Genomic DNA, 15,115 nt, shown 5'->3' with positions numbered 1-15,115 from the left:
CGTGACCTGCTCGGCGTGTTGGCGCGGTCAGAGGTCGCGGTCGAGGCGACGCTCGAGCGTGCCGAGCGCTCGGGCGGCCGCCACGCGCACGGACTCGTCCCGGTCGTCCACGGCCCCGTGCAGGGCGTCGGCGTGCTCGGCCTCCCCCACGGCGCCGAGCACCCGGGCGGCCGCGGCCCGGACCCTCGGCACGTCGTCGGTCGTGACGAGGCCCGCGCAGGTCTCGGCCGCGGGTCCGACCTCCCAGCGGGCCGCGACCTTCGCGCACATCTCGCGGACGCGCCAGGCCGGATCGACCAGTCCTGCAACGACATCCGGCCCGCACCGCTCCGACCAGACGTAGAGCAGGGTGCGGGCAGCCCACACCCGCGACCAGTAGCGGGTGTCGTCGTCGAGGTGGTGGGGCGACCCCCAGCCCGTCACCACCTGGCCGCCGACCCAGCCGATGTCGGGCAGGGCCGGGTCGCCCCAGCTGGCACGGCCCGACAGCAGGTCGGCGCACCAGCGGGTCAGGACGTCGTCACCGAGCGCATCCGCAGCGGCCCTCGCCCGGTCGCCGGGCGTGGCGTGCAGCACCTCGGGCTCGACCATGCGGGCAGTATGCCGCCGATCCCGGACGGGCGGCGCCCGGGACGGCCGGCGGGCCCCACCACGTCGTCGTGGTGGGGGCCGTCGGTCGTGACCCGGGAGGAACGGGTCGGCAGGGGTGGACCTCAGGAGGTCCTGAGGGTCAGCCCGTAGGCAGACACGATCTCGTCGACGGGCTGGAAGTAGGCGATGTTGGGCTGGCCGACCTTCTCGCCGCACACGCTGTTCGCGCCGTAGCCGGCACCACCGCTCGTCACACCCTGGGCCGACGTGCTCGCCATCCAGGAGCCGCCCGAGTCCCCACCCTCGGTGCACGTGTTGCTCTTCGTCAGGCCGCTCACGGTGCTCGTCGTGCCGTCACCGTTGCTGTAGCTGACCGTGACGTTCTTGGCCTGGACGGAGCCGCAGGTCCAGCCGGTCGTGCGGCCCGACTTGCAGATGGCGGTGCCCACCGGGGCGTTCGAGTAGCCCGAGACGGGGCGCGCGTTGACGCCGTCGTAGAGGTCGACGGCACCGATGCCCGTCCAGCTCGACGTCAGGGTCGAGTAGGCGTAGTCGTTGCCCGGGAAGGAGTAGGCCTGTGTCTTGCCGAGCGTCGTGCCGCCCTTGCTGAAGGTCTGGCAGCCCTCACCGCAGTGCCCGGCCGTGATGAAGACCGGCGACCCGCCGCGGGTGGCGTTGAAGCCGAGCGAGCAGACGTAGCCGCTGAACTCGATCTGCTGGCCGCCGTAGACGTTGGCCTGCGTCGTCGTCCGGGCGTCGGTGCCCGCGACGGCCACACCGTCGAGACCGGCGACCTCGCTGCGGACCTCCGAGACCCGCGCGGTGGGGACGGTCAGGACGACCCCGTTGGTGACGGGGTCGGTGTAGGAGGACACGACGGCCGAACCCGCCCGCTCACGCGCCCTGCGCTCGGTCGCGGACAGCTCGCTCGTCGAGCGGTCGACGACGCGGGCGACGGCTCCGGCGTCCCGCACCTTCGCGGCGGACGCCGCGTCGACGACGTTGACGACGAGCACTCCCGACGTGGCGTCGATGTAGGACCCTGCGGCTCGGGCACCGAGCGAGCGCTCGAGCGAGGCCGCCGTGCGGGCCTGCCCGTCCTGGGCCGCGACGCGCTCACGCGCCGTGGCGAGCGAGATGCCACGGTCCTTCGCGAGCCAGCGGGCCGACATCTCGGCGACGGACTGGCCGGAGTCGGTGGACGCCGCGGGGGTGGGCGTGGGGGTCTCGTCTGCGGCGAGGGTCGATGCCTGGGCCGGCATCACGGTGATCGCCGTCGCGACGGCAGCGGTGGCTGCCAGGGCGGTGAAGCTCGTGCGGATCATGCGCGGTTCTCCTGTGTCGGGCTCGTCGACCGCGGATCCGGCCGACGACGACGAACCTAGGAAGGGCCACTCAAGACCGGTCCATGGACCGCCTCAGGCTTGCCTCCGGGTTCGGTCAAGAGAAGTCCTTGAAACCCATTTCATCGTCAGGACGCCCGGCTCGGGATGCGAACCCCCTTGTCACCGGTGATGATTCGCGCGCGAAGGCTCGGGGGACGCGTGGGACGGCGCCTACAGGCGCATGCCGCCCGCCCGGGTGGGCGGACGGCATACGTCGGTGGTGCGGTGGTGCTGCGTCAGCAGCCGACGAGGCGCTGCGCGAGGTAGCCCTCGACCTGGTCGAGCGCGACACGCTCCTGGGCCATCGAGTCGCGCTCACGGATCGTCACGGCGTGGTCCTCGAGCGTGTCGAAGTCGACCGTGATGCAGAACGGGGTGCCGATCTCGTCGTGGCGGCGGTAGCGCTTGCCGATGGCGCCGGCGTCGTCGAAGTCGATGTTCCAGTGCTTGCGCAGGGTGGCCGCGAGGTCACGGGCCTTGGGCGAGAGGTCGGCGTTGCGCGACAGGGGCAGCACCGCGGCCTTGACCGGCGCGAGTCGCGGGTCGAGACGCAGCACGACGCGCTTGTCGACCCCGCCCTTGGTGTTGGGCGCCTCGTCCTCGGAGTAGGCGTCGACGAGGAAGGTCATGAGCGAGCGGGACAGGCCTGCTGCCGGCTCGATGACGTAGGGGGTGTACTTCTCACCGGTCTGCTGGTCGAAGTAGACGAGGTCGGTGCCCGAGTGCTTCGAGTGCGTCGAGAGGTCGAAGTCCGTGCGGTTGGCGATGCCCTCGAGCTCGCCCCACTCGGAGCCGGCGAAGTTGAAGCGGTACTCGATGTCGACGGTGCGCTTCGAGTAGTGCGAGAGCTTCTCGGGCGCGTGCTCGTAGTGGCGCAGGTTGTCGGGGTTGATGCCGAGGTCGACGTACCAGCGGGTGCGCTCCTCGAGCCAGTACTGGAGCCACTCGTCGTCCTCGCCCGGCTTGACGAAGAACTCCATCTCCATCTGCTCGAACTCGCGGGTGCGGAAGATGAAGTTGCCCGGCGTGATCTCGTTGCGGAAGCTCTTGCCGGTCTGGGCGATGCCGAACGGCGGCTTCTTGCGCGAGGCCTGCATGACGTTGTTGAAGTTGACGAAGATGCCCTGGGCGGTCTCGGGGCGCAGGTAGTGCAGGCCCGACTCGTCCTCGATGACGCCGAGGTAGGTCTTGAGCATCATGTTGAACTCGCGCGGTGCGGTCCACTGGCCCTTGGTGCCGCAGTCGGGGCACACGATGTCGGACATCGGGATCGAGTCGGGGTCCTCGATGCCCTTCTTCTCGGCGAGCGCCTCCTGGAGGTGGTCCTGGCGGCGGCGCTTGTGGCAGCTCAGGCACTCGACGAGCGGGTCGGTGAAGGTGCCGACGTGGCCCGAGGCGACCCACGTCTCGCGCGGGAGGATGATCGAGGAGTCGAGACCGACGACGTCGTCGCGGCTCGTCACCATCGACTTCCACCACTGGCGGCGGATGTTCTCCTTGAGCTCGACGCCGAGGGGGCCGTAGTCCCAGGCAGACCGGGTGCCTCCGTAGATGTCACCGCTCGGGAAGACGAAGCCCCTGCGCTTGCAGAGGCTGACGACGGTGTCCACGATGGATGTCTGCTTTGCCATGCGGGACAGGTTATCGGGCCGGCGCCACTGCTTTGCCACGCGTCCGGGGTATGCCGTCGCGTCCCCTAGGCTCGTCGTGTGGCCCTGAGCTTCCGTTCCCGTCTCGAGCACGCCTCCTACCCGTGGGTGGAGCGGCTCAACGCCGTCCCGCGTCCCGTCGCGTTCGGCGCCCTCGTCGTCCTGCTGGCCGTCGGCATCTTCGCCCCGCGTCCCTGGGGTGGCATCGCCTTCCTCGTCGTCGCGGCCTTCGTCGGCTGGCTGCTCTTCCTCACGTGGCAGCGCCTGACCCTGCCCGAGCGGCTCATGCGCACGGCGGTGCTCGTGCTCGCCGTGGCGGTCGCGGTCGTCAGGATCGTCCCGGCCGGCTGACCTCGCCTTCCTGAGGGCGAGAACGGTTTTGACAATCATTCTCATCTCGGGCCATGATGCTTCTCATGACCCGCCCTCCCCTGCGCCGCGCCCTACCCGCCCTCGTCGCCGCGACCGCGGTGGCCCTGACCGCCACCGCGTGCGGAAGCACGTCTGAGGCCGGCACCAGCTCGGCCGAGGGCTCGGTCGTCACCTCGTTCTACCCCATCCAGTTCGCGACCCAGCAGATCGCCGGCGGCAAGATCCCCGTCACGGTGCTGACCAAGCCCGGCGCCGAGCCGCACGACCTCGAGCTCGCCCCGCAGGACGTCGGGTCGATGACCCAGGCGAAGCTCGTCATCTACGCCGATGGCTTCCAGCCGGCCGTCGACGACGCCATGGGTCAGGTGGATGCGGCCAAGGTCCTCGACGTCGCCGACTCCGCCCAGCTCACCCTGACCGCGGCCGAGGAGGACAGCCACGACCACGCGGGCGAGTCCGAGAGCGACCACGCCGCCCACTCGTCGGACGACCCGCACTTCTGGCTCGACCCGCAGCGCTACTCCGCCGTGGCGCGGGCCATCGCCGCCCGGCTCTCGAAGGACGACCCGGCCAACGCTGCCACCTACTCGACCAACGCAGACGCGTTCGTGGGCAGGCTGACGGTGCTCGACGCCGAGTTCGAGAAGGGCCTGTCGTCGTGCGGCTCGAAGGTCGTCGTGACGAGTCACGCCGCCTTCGGCTACCTCTCGCAGCGCTACGGTCTCGAGCAGCACGGCATCAGCGGCATCTCGCCCGAGGCCGAGCCGAGCGCCGCAGGGCTGCAGCAGATCTCGGACCTCGTGCGCAAGGAGAAGGTCACGACCATCTACCAGGAGACCCTCGTCGAGCCGAAGTTCGCCGAGACCGTGGCGACCTCCACCGGCGCCACGCTCGCCACGCTCGACCCGATCGAGGGCATCACCTCCGAGTCGGCGGGCAAGGACTACTTTGAGGTCATGCGCAGCAACCTCGCGGCTCTGGAGAAGGGTCTGAACTGCCGGTGACGCACCCTGCCCCGGACGCGAGCCGTGCACCGAGCACCGATCCCGTCATCGACCTGAAGCACGCCTCGTTCGGCTACGGCGACCGCGCGGTGCTCCACGACGCCGACCTCGTCGTGAGGCCCGGTGAGACCCTCGCGGTGGTCGGGCCCAACGGATCCGGCAAGTCGACCCTGATGAAGGGCATCCTCGGGCTGAACGACCACGTCTCCGGAAGCGTCACCCTCTTCGGTGTCCCCAGCACCGACCTGCGCGACCGGGCGAGGCTCGGCTACGTCCCGCAGCGGCATACGCTCTCGGCCTCGGTCCGCGCGACCGCGGAGGAGATCGTCTCGACCGGACGCCTACCGCGACTCGGGTGGCTGGGCCGGCTGCGCGCCACTGACCGGCAGATCGTCGCCCGCTCGCTCGAGCTCGTCGGCCTGGCCGACCGCGCCGCCACCGAGGTGAGCACCCTCTCCGGCGGACAGCAGCGACGCGTCCTCATCGCGCGTGCGCTTGCCGGACAGCCCGACGTCCTCATCATGGACGAGCCGACGGCGGGTGTGGACGCCGCCAGCCAGCACGTGCTCGCGGACGTGCTCGAGCGCCTCGTGGCACGTGGCGTCACCATGGTGATCGTCACCCACGAGCTGGGCGCCCTCGAACGTCTGCTGTCTCGCATCATCGTCGTCGACGGCGGTCGCATCCGCTTCAACGGAACGCCGCAGGAGTACGCCGCTGCGCGTGCCCGCGTCCACCACGAGCACGACAGCCACCACCACGACGACGAGCTCGAGGCTCAGATGGGCGTCGCCCACGGTCCGCTCGACACGTTCAACGACGGGAGACGACGGTGATCGCCATGCTCTCCATCGACTTCATGCAGCGCGCGCTCATCGCCGCACTGCTCGTGGGCACCGTCGCACCGATGGTCGGGATCTTCCTCGTCCAGCGGCGGCTCTCGCTCATCGGCGACGGCATGGGCCACGTCGCCCTCGCCGGCGTCGCGATCGGCCTCGTCTCCGGGGCCGCACCCGTGCTCACGGCACTGGTGGCCGCCGTGCTGGCCGCCATCGTCATCGAGCTGCTGCGTACGAGGGGACGCACGAACGGCGACGTCGCCCTCGCGGTGATCTTCTACGGCGGCATCGCGGCCGGTGTGGTCATCATCAGCAAGTCGGCCGACGGCACCCCCGCCAACCTCATGAAGTACCTCTTCGGGTCGATCCTCACGACGCAGCGCGGCGACCTCTACCTGTTCGCAGCCCTCGCCCTCGTCATCGCCGTCACCACGTGGGCCCTGCGCCCGCGGCTCTTCGCCGTCGCCAACGACGAGGAGTACGCCCGGGCGGTCGGCATCCCCGTCCTTCCCCTCAACATCGTGCTCGCCGTCCTCACGGCCACGACCGTCGTCGTGGCGATGCGGGTCGTCGGGCTCCTGCTCATCAGCGCGCTCATGATCGTGCCCAACGCCGCGAGCCAGCTCATCGCCCGGTCGTTCAGCAGTGGCCTCCGATGGGCCATCGCCTTCGGTCTCGTCTCGTCGGTGGGCGGGGTCGCGCTGTCCTACCCGCTCAACACACCCTCCGGCGGCACCATCGTGCTGCTCGCGGTCGGGCTGTTCGTCGTCACGGCCCTCGTCACCGGCGTCATGGCGAGGGTCGGAGGCCGGGGGCACGACATCGCCGAGACGCACGCCCACGAGCACGGGGTCGAGTGCGGCCACCCTGCCGTGACCCACGGGGACCACGTCGACTACGTCCACGACGGGCACCTGCACGCCGCCCACGAGGGCCACTACGACGAGCACGGTGTCCACCACGACAACCCTTCCGGACCCGCTCCGGAGACGGCCGGCGCCGGCCCGGCCCGCCCGGCCGGCCCGGCCACCGGCCCGACGACAGGATCGAGACCATGACGAGCGGCACCAACACCTCGAGCGCCTCGGCGACCTCGCGCAAGCCGACCCGGCAGCAGGTGGCCGTCGCCGAGCTGCTCGAGCGCTCCGACGACTTCACCTCCGCCCAGACGGTGCACGCCCGGCTGCGCGACGCGGGAGCCGGCGTCGGGCTCGCCACGGTCTACCGGACGCTCCAGTCGATGGTCGAGGCCGGCACCGTCGACGTGCTGCGCACCGACGACGGCGAGGCCGTCTACCGGGCCTGCTCGACCCACCACCACCACCATCTCGTGTGCCGCGCCTGTGGCCGCACCGTCGAGGTCGAGGGCCCGGCCGTCGAGAAGTGGGCCGACAAGGTGGCGAGCGACCACGGCTTCAGCGGCGTGACGCACACCCTCGAGATCTTCGGCACCTGCGCCGACTGCACCGCCGCCGGCTGACGCCACCCTCGACGCCCGACGCCACCCTGGCGGAAGCGAGCCACTGGCAGGCGGGTCGCTCCGTGCCGCAAGGGTGGCCCGGCCCCGGCGGCGCGGCTCCGTCCACACCCCCGCGCGTCCGCGGCGGGTCGTCCACAGCCCGCTCGGTCCCGCCAGCCAGACCGGGCGTGCGGCTCAGGCTGTCACCATGAGCGCCCTCGCCCGCACACAGCCCGACGTCGACCTGCCGTATGCCGCCCACGACGTCCTCAGCGCGGCCGACCTGGCTCGGCACGGGATCGACTCGCACCAGGTCCGGCGTCTCCTCCGGGCTGGTCGGCTGCACCGGTTGTGCACGGGCTGGTACGCCACGCGGCGCCCCGAGAACGCCGTCGACCGGCACCTGCTCCTCGCCCGGGCCGTGGTGCGCCATCTCGACGGACGGGTGGCGCTCAGCCATCACTCCCGCGTGTTGATCGCAGGCCTCCCGGTCTGGCGTGCCGACCTGTCGGCGGTCCACGTCACCCGGGTCGGTGACCGCGTGACGCGGCGCAGGCCGCACGTCGTCAGCCACTCGGCGGTGCCCGGGCTCGTCCCGATCACACCTGCGCCGGAGCCGGGCCCACCTGCCCTGGGACCGCTCGTGCCCCTGGCCGTCGCCGTCGTCCAGACGGGCCTCGTCGCCGGCGCCATGGATGCCGCCATCTGCGGGGACGCCGCCCTGCGGGCCGGGCTCGTGACCGCCGGGTCGCTGCGCGAGGCCACCGTCCTGTTGTCGGGGCACCGCGGCATCCGGGCCGCGGCAGCGGCCCTCGAGCGGTGCGACGGCAGGCACGAGTCCCCCGGCGAGACGCGCCTCGCCCACCTCCTCGCCGATCTCGGGCTGCCCGTGACGCCGCAGCTCGAGGTCTCGACCCGACTCGGCACGCGCCGCGCCGACTTCCGCATCGACGGCACCCGAGTGCTCGTCGAGTTCGACGGCAAGGTGAAGTACACCGACCCGCAGCACGGGGCCGACGTCCTGTGGCAGGAGAAACGGCGCCAGGACGCGCTCGAGGACGAGGGCTGGACGGTGGTCCGGGTTACGTGGAGCGACCTGGACCGGCCAGAGCTGGTCTGGGAGCGCATCCGCGCCGCGATCGCCCGCAGCCGGCCGTTCGAGGCGACGCCACGCTGACGGCTCCGACCCCCCGGACACCGGTGGCGTCGACCCGACCGGGTGGCGTCGACCCGAGCAGGTCGCTCAAGCCGCAGGCGGGATCAGGAGGTGGTCGTCGGGGCGTCGACGGCTCCGCCGTAGCGGCGGTCGCGGTCGACGTACTCCTCGATCGCGGACCAGAGGTCGCGGCGGTCGTAGTCGGGCCACAGCCGGTTCTGGAAGACCATCTCGGCGTAGGCCGACTGCCACAGCAGGAAGTTGCTCGTGCGCTGCTCGCCGGAGCTGCGCACGAAGAGGTCGACGTCGGGCATCGTGGGCTCGTCGAGGTAGCGCTTGATCGTCTTCTCGTCGACCGAACCCGGACGGAGCCGACCGTCCTTGACGTCATGGGCGATCCGCTGCACGGCGTCGGCGATCTCGGCGCGCCCGCCGTAGTTGACGCAGAAGTAGAGCGTGAGACCCGTGTTGTGCTGCGTCAGCTCCTGGGCGACCTCGAGCTCCTTGATGACCGACCGCCACAGGCGCGGCGCACGGCCGACCCAGCGCATCCGCACGCCCCACTCGTGGAGCTGGTCGCGCCGCCGGCGGATGACGTCGCGGTTGAAGCCCATGAGGAAGCGGACCTCGTCGGGCGACCGGCGCCAGTTCTCCGTCGAGAAGGCGTAGGCCGACAGGTGCGTCACGCCGATGTCGACGGCTCCCGCGACGACGTCGAGCAGCGACGCCTCCCCCGCCTCGTGGCCCTTGGTCCGCGGAAGCCCTCGCGCGTTGGCCCAGCGGCCGTTGCCGTCCATGACGATCGCGACGTGCTTGGGCAGCAGGTCGGTCGGGATGGCGGGCGGCGTCGCGCCGGACGGGTGCGGGAAGGGCTTGGCGTACATGGGTCTCCGGTCGGTCGGGATCGGGTTCGCTGCTGGCTCAGGCTCGGTCGACGAGGCGCAGCGACCGCAGCCCTCGCTCGATGTGCCACTGGAGGAAGGCGGAGACGAGGCCGTTGCCCTGTCGCCGGATGCGGTCGTCACTCGCGTCGGCGACGTCCCAGTCGCCGGTGAGCAGTGACGCGAGCAGCTCGAAGGTCTCGGGGGCGGGGGCGCTCGAGCCGGGCGGACGGCACACGGAGCACACGGCGCCGCCGGCCTGCACGTTGAACGCCCGGTGGGGGCCCGGCGCACCGCACTTCGCGCAGTCGACGAAGCTCGGCGCCCAGCCGGCGACGGCGAGCGAGCGCAGCAGGTAGGCGTCGAGGACGAGCCCGGCGTCGTGGCTGTGCTCGGCGAGGGAGCGCAGGGCACCCGCGAGCAGGAGGTACTGCTGCGTCTGGGGCTCGTGCTCCTCCGTGAGCTGGAGCGCCGTCTCGAGCATCGACGTCGCGCACGTGTAGGCGGTGTAGTCGCGGGCGATCGCGTCGCCGTAGGGAGCGAGCGTCTCGACCTGGGTCACCGTGTCGAGGTTGCGTCCCTCGTAGCACTGCACGTCGATGACCATCCCGGGCTCGAGGCGCGACCCGAAGCGGGACCTCGTGCGCCGTACGCCCTTGGCGACCGCGCGGACCCGGCCCCGCGTGCGGGTCAGCATCGTGATGATGCGGTCGGCCTCGCCCAGCTTGTGGGTGCGCAGGACGATCGCCTCGTCACGGTAGAGGGGCATGGCTCCATTCTCTCCCCCGCCGGGGCGTGGGGGGCACCGCACGCGCCGGTCTGCCCGAGGTCGTCGCGAAACGCCGCCGTCGTTCGAACACCCGTTCGACAGGTTGGGTTATCGTGGGGGCATGGACCTCTCACTCCAGGGTTCGCTCCTCGACCTCGCCGACGCGATGACGCTCCGCGACGTGGGCACCGGGAAGACCCGCCACCACCTGGCCCACGGCGCGTGGGTCGACGTCCGCCCCGGCTGGCTCGCGGCCGGCGACGAGCTCTTCACGGCGCTGCTGCGCGACGTGCCGTGGCACGCCGAGCGGCGCCAGATGTACGACTCCGTCGTCGACGTCCCCCGCCTCACGAAGTTCTACGCGGGCGACGAGAGGCTCCCCCACCCGATGCTCGTCGAGGCGCGTGACGCGCTGAGCCGGCACTACGCGCCCGAGCTCGGAGAGCCGTTCGTCACGGCCGGCCTCTGCCTCTACCGCGACGGTCGCGACAGCGTCGCCTGGCACGGCGACCGCATCGGGCGCTCCCGTGACAGCGACACGATGATCGCGATCCTCTCCCTCGGTTCGGCGCGCACGCTCGCGCTGCGCCCGCGCGACGGCGGGCCGATCCCCGGGGCGACGACAAAGAGCTTGCGCTATCCCCTGGGACATGGTGACCTCGTCGTGATGGGCGGTTCGTGCCAGCGGACGTGGGACCACGCGGTCCCCAAGACGTCGGAGCCGATGGGGCCGCGCATCTCGGTGCAGTTCCGTGTAGCCGGCGTCCGCTGACAGGAGACCCACGTATGCCGTCCAGCCGCTCAGGTGGCCCCCTTCCCTTCCTCGACCACCTCGCGGCCGACTCGGCTCGCTTCCGGACGGTGCTCGCGACGGCGCCGGCTGGCGCCCGGGTGCCGTCGTGCCCCGACTGGGACGCCGACGACCTGCTGTGGCACCTGGGTGAGGTGCAGTGGTTCTGGGGCGAGATCGCCGAGCGAGGGCTGACCGACCCCGCCGACCTCGACGCGATGAACGCGACCCGGGAGGAGCGACCGGCCGACCGCGCCGGCCTGCTCGACTTCTTCGACCGCTCGAGCGAGAGGCTGCACCGGATGCTCGGCGAGCTGCCGCCGGAGACGCCGCTGTGGATGTGGGCCGACGACAAGACGGCCGGCTACATCCGCCGACGTCAGGCCCACGAGGCGATGGTGCACCGCATCGACGCCGAGCTCACCGTCGGTGAGCGCACCCCGCTCGACTGTCGGCTCGCGGCCGACGGCATCGACGAGGCCCTGCGGATCATGCGCGGTCACGAGCCCGAGCCGGACCTGACCCACGTGCCGGTCTCGGCACCGGTGACGATCGCGACGGTCGACGCGATGCACTCCTGGACCGTGACCCCGGTGCGCATCACCGGCACGCGGAACGGCGACGAGATCGACGTGCTGCGCTTCCTCGTCAGCGACGGGCCCGACGCCGACGCGGCGGCCGAGATCAGTGGGTCCGCGGCCGACATCGACTGCTGGCTCTGGAACCGCCCCGCCGAGGGCGAGATCACGCGTGACGGCGACGCCGCAGCGCTGGCCGCGGTCGACGCCGTGCTTTCCGACTCGATCGACTGACTCGATCGACTGACTCGATCGACTGACTCGATCGACTGACTCGATCGACGGACCCGGACGACGGACCCGGACGGCTCAGCCCGTGCGGCGCCCGAAGCGACCTGCTCGCCCCGGGCCCGGGAACCAGGCGTGGACCATCCCGGCCAGGACGACGACGAGGGGGACGAACGCGAAGAGGTAGCGCGACCGGCCCTGGAGCACGAGGGTGAAGGCGGCGATGCCGAGCACCGAGGCGGCGACGAGCAGGGTCTCGCGCCGGTAGGGCGCGCGCAGCAGCCCGACACCGGCCACGAGCAGGAGGGCCAGCCACAACGCCTGCGTCAGGTCGGCGCGCGTCTGGTATCCCGAGCCCTGGAACCCGTTGAGGTCGTGGACGACCCCGGTCACACCGGTCGCGGGCGCGAGCGTGCCGGGGAGCGAGTCGGGGCCCTCACCCCAGGCCCAGAACATCCCGTCTCCCCAGTTCCACGCGGCCTTGTTGCCGTAGAAGGCCAGCATGCCGCCGAGACCGCGCTCGGCCCACCGGTCCGCGAGCACGCCGGCGGCATACGTCTTCATCTCGGCCTGGCTGCGGCCGGTCACGGCGTCGACCATCTCCCGCGAGTAGGCGCCGTAGTTGACGACCCCGGTCGATGAGCGCTGCTCGTCGGCGCCGAGCGCGACCCACCAGAGGATCGGGGGCGAGACCGAGGTGTCGATGCGCGCGGAGTCGACGCCCGATGCGGCCGTCGCGGTGGCGGCCAGCCCGACTCCGAGGCCGACGAACGCGAGCGCGGACGCTGCGCACGCCGCGATGACGCCCGCGCGTCGGGCGGGGAGGAGGTCGTGGTCGAAGATCGCAACGACGGCCGTCAGGACCGCGGCGATGGCGATGACGACGGGCGTGGTCTTGATGGAGTACGCGACGGTCACCGACACGATGGCGAGCAGCCACAGGACGACCCGGCCGGTCCGCGCCCGTGGGGTCATGGCCCGGACGGCGAGGGCCACTCCCCCGACGACGAACGGCATCGCGTAGAAGTCCGTGTAGGGCACGGCCAGCCAGGGGCTCGTGCCGACGAGGACGAGCGTCGCGAGCTGGGCCACGAGGGAGGGCCCGCGACCTGCCACGCGCCCGACGAGGTCGTGGACGGCATACAGCGTCACGCCGACGCAGATCCCGTTGAGCGGGATGAGGACGGCGTCGGGCGCCAGCGAGAACGCCTGTCCGACAGCGACGCCCATCCGGTCGATGGCGAGCAGCGGCAGGTTGTTGGGGTAGAGGGAGAGGTAGTCGTACTCCGCTGGGCTCAGCGGTCGGCCAGACTGCAGTCCCCGGGCCATGTCCATGACGATGCGGGCGTCCCAGCCGTAGCGGTAGCGGGTCATGAGCCCGACCATCGTCGCGACGACGCCCCCGCCGACCGCGACGACGACGGGCACCCAGCGCCGCTTCGCCCACCCGGGCACGCGGACGACGGCGGCCAGCAGGACCAGCCCGACCGTGACGGGCACCACCACCTGCCAGCGGTGCTCGACGTTGACGGGTCGGGGCGCGACGAGACCGACGACCGCGACCGCGACGAGAGAGACCCCGGCCAGTCGAAGCAGTGCTCGACCGACCGGGGACTCCATGGCGCCAGACGCTACCCCACGCGAGTGGGCGTCAGATCAGGCGTCCGACGAGGCGGCCGGGACGGCGTCGCGGTGGGCGCGGTTGACCGCCGAGACGATCGCCTTGATGGACGCCGTGACGATCGAGGGGTCGACGCCGACGCCCCAGAGGACGCGGTCGCCGACGGCGCACTCGACGTAGGCCGCAGCGCGGGCGTCGCCACCGGCGGACAAGGCGTGCTCGGCGTAGTCGAGGACCCGGACGTCCGGGGTGCCCTCGACGGTCGAGAGGGCATCGACGAAGGCGGCGATGGGGCCGTTGCCCGTGCCGGTGACGGTCAGGGAATCGCCGCCGTCGCGGACGGTCGCCTCGATCGTGCTCGCCCCGTCGACGGTCGAGTCCGTGACGACGTTGACGAGCTCGAAGCGACCCCACGCACGAGTCGGGTCGGGGAGGTACTCGTCCTGGAACCTCGCCCACAGGTCGGCGGGCGCGACCTCTCCGCCGTCCTGGTCGACGCCGCGCTGGACGACACCGGAAAACTCGATCTGCAGCCGGCGCGGCAGGTCCATCTGGTGCTCGGTCTTCATGATGTACGCGACGCCGCCCTTGCCGGACTGGCTGTTGACGCGGACGACGGCCTCGTAGGAGCGGCCGAGGTCGTGCGGGTCGATCGGGAGGTAGGGGACGCCCCAGACGAGGTCGTCGATGCCCGTGCCCTTCTCCTTGGCCTCGGACGCCATGGCCTCGAAGCCCTTCTTGATGGCGTCCTGGTGCGAGCCGGAGAAGGCGGTGAAGACGAGGTCACCGCCGTAGGGGTGGCGCTCACCCACGGGCAGCTGGTTGCAGTACTCGACGGTGCGGCGCACCTCGTCGATGTCGCTGAAGTCGATCTGCGGGTCGATGCCCTGGCTGAAGAGGTTCATGCCGAGGGTGACGAGGCAGACGTTGCCGGTGCGCTCACCGTTGCCGAAGAGGCAGCCCTCGATGCGGTCTGCGCCGGCGAGGTAGCCGAGCTCGGCCGCGGCCACGCCCGTGCCGCGGTCGTTGTGCGGGTGCAGGCTCACGACGATCGACTCGCGACGCTCGAGGTGGCGGATCATCCACTCGATGGAGTCGGCGTAGACGTTGGGCGTGGCCATCTCGACGGTCGCCGGCAGGTTGACGATGATCTTGTGGTCGGGCGTCGGGTCGATGACGTCGACGACGGCGTTGCAGATCCGCATCGCGAAGTCGAGCTCGGTGCCGGTGTAGGACTCGGGCGAGTACTCGTAGTAGATCGTCGTGTCGGGGATCGTCTCCTCGAGCTTCCTGCAGAGACGCGCGGCCTGGACGGCGATGTCGATGATGCCGTCCTGGTCGAGGCCGAAGACGACCTTGCGCTGCAGCGCCGAGGTCGAGTTGTAGAAGTGGACGATGGCCTGCTTGCTGCCCCGGATCGCGTCGTAGGTGCGCTCGATGAGGTGGTCGCGGCACTGCGTCAAGACCTGGATCGTCACGTCGTCGGGGATGTGCCCACCCTCGATGAGCTCGCGGCAGAAGTCGAAGTCGGTCTGGCTCGCCGACGGGAAGCCGACCTCGATCTCCTTGTAGCCCATCTTCACGAGCAGCTGGAACATCCGCAGCTTGCGCTCGGAGTTCATCGGGTCGATGAGCGCCTGGTTGCCGTCGCGCAGGTCGACGGCGCACCAGCGCGGCGCCCGGTCGATGCGCTTCGTCGGCCACGTGCGGTCTGGGAGCTCGAACGGGATCTGCTCGTGGAACGGGACGTACTTCTGGAACGGCATTCCCGACGTCTGCTGGGGGTGGATCAT

General features: G+C 71.3%; 15 protein-coding genes. 8 read left to right on the top strand and 7 right to left on the bottom strand.

Annotation, left to right across the window (positions count from 1 at the left end):
- Positions 1-27: 27 nt before the first annotated feature.
- From ACSQ2D_RS08730 to ACSQ2D_RS08720, 3 genes are all read right to left on the bottom strand, one after another.
- Complete coding sequence (locus tag ACSQ2D_RS08730) at positions 28-591, bottom strand: HEAT repeat domain-containing protein (RefSeq protein WP_435985563.1); 564 nt, start codon at positions 589-591, stop codon at positions 28-30.
- A 122-nt stretch (positions 592-713) separates the two neighbouring features.
- On the bottom strand, positions 714-1,916 hold the full coding sequence (locus ACSQ2D_RS08725) for a S1 family peptidase (protein WP_435985562.1): 1,203 nt from the start codon (positions 1,914-1,916) through the stop codon (positions 714-716).
- A gap of 296 nt (positions 1,917-2,212) precedes the next feature.
- Complete coding sequence (locus ACSQ2D_RS08720; protein ID WP_435985561.1) at positions 2,213-3,607, bottom strand: glycine--tRNA ligase; 1,395 nt, start codon at positions 3,605-3,607, stop codon at positions 2,213-2,215.
- Positions 3,608-3,685: 78 nt separating this feature from the next.
- Here ACSQ2D_RS08720 and ACSQ2D_RS08715 point away from each other — a divergent pair, with 78 nt between their 5' ends.
- The 6 genes from ACSQ2D_RS08715 to ACSQ2D_RS08690 all read left to right on the top strand — a co-directional run bounded on the left by ACSQ2D_RS08715 (position 3,686) and on the right by ACSQ2D_RS08690 (position 8,476).
- Entirely contained in the window at positions 3,686-3,976 is a 291-nt protein-coding gene (locus ACSQ2D_RS08715) for a DUF6703 family protein (protein ID WP_435985560.1), read from the top strand.
- Positions 3,977-4,041: 65 nt separating this feature from the next.
- Positions 4,042-5,001, top strand: coding sequence for a metal ABC transporter substrate-binding protein (locus ACSQ2D_RS08710; RefSeq protein WP_435985559.1), 960 nt, complete (start codon positions 4,042-4,044; stop codon positions 4,999-5,001).
- Positions 4,998-5,837 carry a metal ABC transporter ATP-binding protein gene (locus ACSQ2D_RS08705; protein ID WP_435985558.1) on the top strand — a complete coding sequence of 280 codons (840 nt, stop codon included), beginning with the start codon at positions 4,998-5,000 and terminating at the stop codon, positions 5,835-5,837. Before ACSQ2D_RS08710 ends, ACSQ2D_RS08705 begins: the two co-directional genes overlap by 4 nt.
- Positions 5,834-6,898 carry a metal ABC transporter permease gene (locus tag ACSQ2D_RS08700; protein WP_435985557.1) on the top strand — a complete coding sequence of 355 codons (1,065 nt, stop codon included), beginning with the start codon at positions 5,834-5,836 and terminating at the stop codon, positions 6,896-6,898. The genes ACSQ2D_RS08705 and ACSQ2D_RS08700 overlap by 4 nt, the downstream gene beginning before the upstream one ends.
- On the top strand, positions 6,895-7,320 hold the full coding sequence (locus ACSQ2D_RS08695; protein ID WP_435985556.1) for a Fur family transcriptional regulator: 426 nt from the start codon (positions 6,895-6,897) through the stop codon (positions 7,318-7,320). Before ACSQ2D_RS08700 ends, ACSQ2D_RS08695 begins: the two co-directional genes overlap by 4 nt.
- 187 nt (positions 7,321-7,507) lie before the next feature.
- Positions 7,508-8,476 (top strand): hypothetical protein, encoded by a 969-nt coding sequence (locus ACSQ2D_RS08690; protein WP_435985555.1) that lies wholly within the window; start codon positions 7,508-7,510, stop codon positions 8,474-8,476.
- An 83-nt stretch (positions 8,477-8,559) separates the two neighbouring features.
- Here the strand turns inward: ACSQ2D_RS08690 and ACSQ2D_RS08685 are convergent, their stop codons facing one another.
- Positions 8,560-9,339 (bottom strand): isoprenyl transferase, encoded by a 780-nt coding sequence (locus tag ACSQ2D_RS08685; protein WP_435985554.1) that lies wholly within the window; start codon positions 9,337-9,339, stop codon positions 8,560-8,562.
- A gap of 37 nt (positions 9,340-9,376) precedes the next feature.
- Positions 9,377-10,105, bottom strand: a complete 729-nt coding sequence (gene recO, locus ACSQ2D_RS08680; RefSeq protein WP_435985553.1) for a DNA repair protein RecO — start codon at positions 10,103-10,105, stop codon at positions 9,377-9,379.
- Between the two features lie 121 nt (positions 10,106-10,226).
- Here recO and ACSQ2D_RS08675 point away from each other — a divergent pair, with 121 nt between their 5' ends.
- Positions 10,227-10,877 carry an alpha-ketoglutarate-dependent dioxygenase AlkB gene (locus ACSQ2D_RS08675; protein WP_435985552.1) on the top strand — a complete coding sequence of 217 codons (651 nt, stop codon included), beginning with the start codon at positions 10,227-10,229 and terminating at the stop codon, positions 10,875-10,877.
- Between the two features lie 14 nt (positions 10,878-10,891).
- Positions 10,892-11,707 carry a maleylpyruvate isomerase family mycothiol-dependent enzyme gene (locus ACSQ2D_RS08670; RefSeq protein ID WP_435985551.1) on the top strand — a complete coding sequence of 272 codons (816 nt, stop codon included), beginning with the start codon at positions 10,892-10,894 and terminating at the stop codon, positions 11,705-11,707.
- Between the two features lie 75 nt (positions 11,708-11,782).
- Here ACSQ2D_RS08670 and ACSQ2D_RS08665 read toward each other — a convergent pair whose 3' ends face one another.
- Together ACSQ2D_RS08665 and leuA are read right to left on the bottom strand one after the other, a co-directional pair.
- Positions 11,783-13,321, bottom strand: coding sequence for a hypothetical protein (locus tag ACSQ2D_RS08665; RefSeq protein ID WP_435985550.1), 1,539 nt, complete (start codon positions 13,319-13,321; stop codon positions 11,783-11,785).
- Between the two features lie 36 nt (positions 13,322-13,357).
- On the bottom strand, positions 13,358-15,115 hold the full coding sequence (gene leuA / locus ACSQ2D_RS08660; RefSeq protein ID WP_435985549.1) for a 2-isopropylmalate synthase: 1,758 nt from the start codon (positions 15,113-15,115) through the stop codon (positions 13,358-13,360).

The sequence above is a fragment of the Terrabacter sp. LjRoot27 genome (genome assembly GCF_964254175.1).
Classification (GTDB): Bacteria; Actinomycetota; Actinomycetes; order Actinomycetales; family Dermatophilaceae; genus Terrabacter.
The sequence above is the reverse complement of the archived record's forward strand: the minus strand, read 5'-3'. Positions and strand labels throughout refer to the sequence as shown.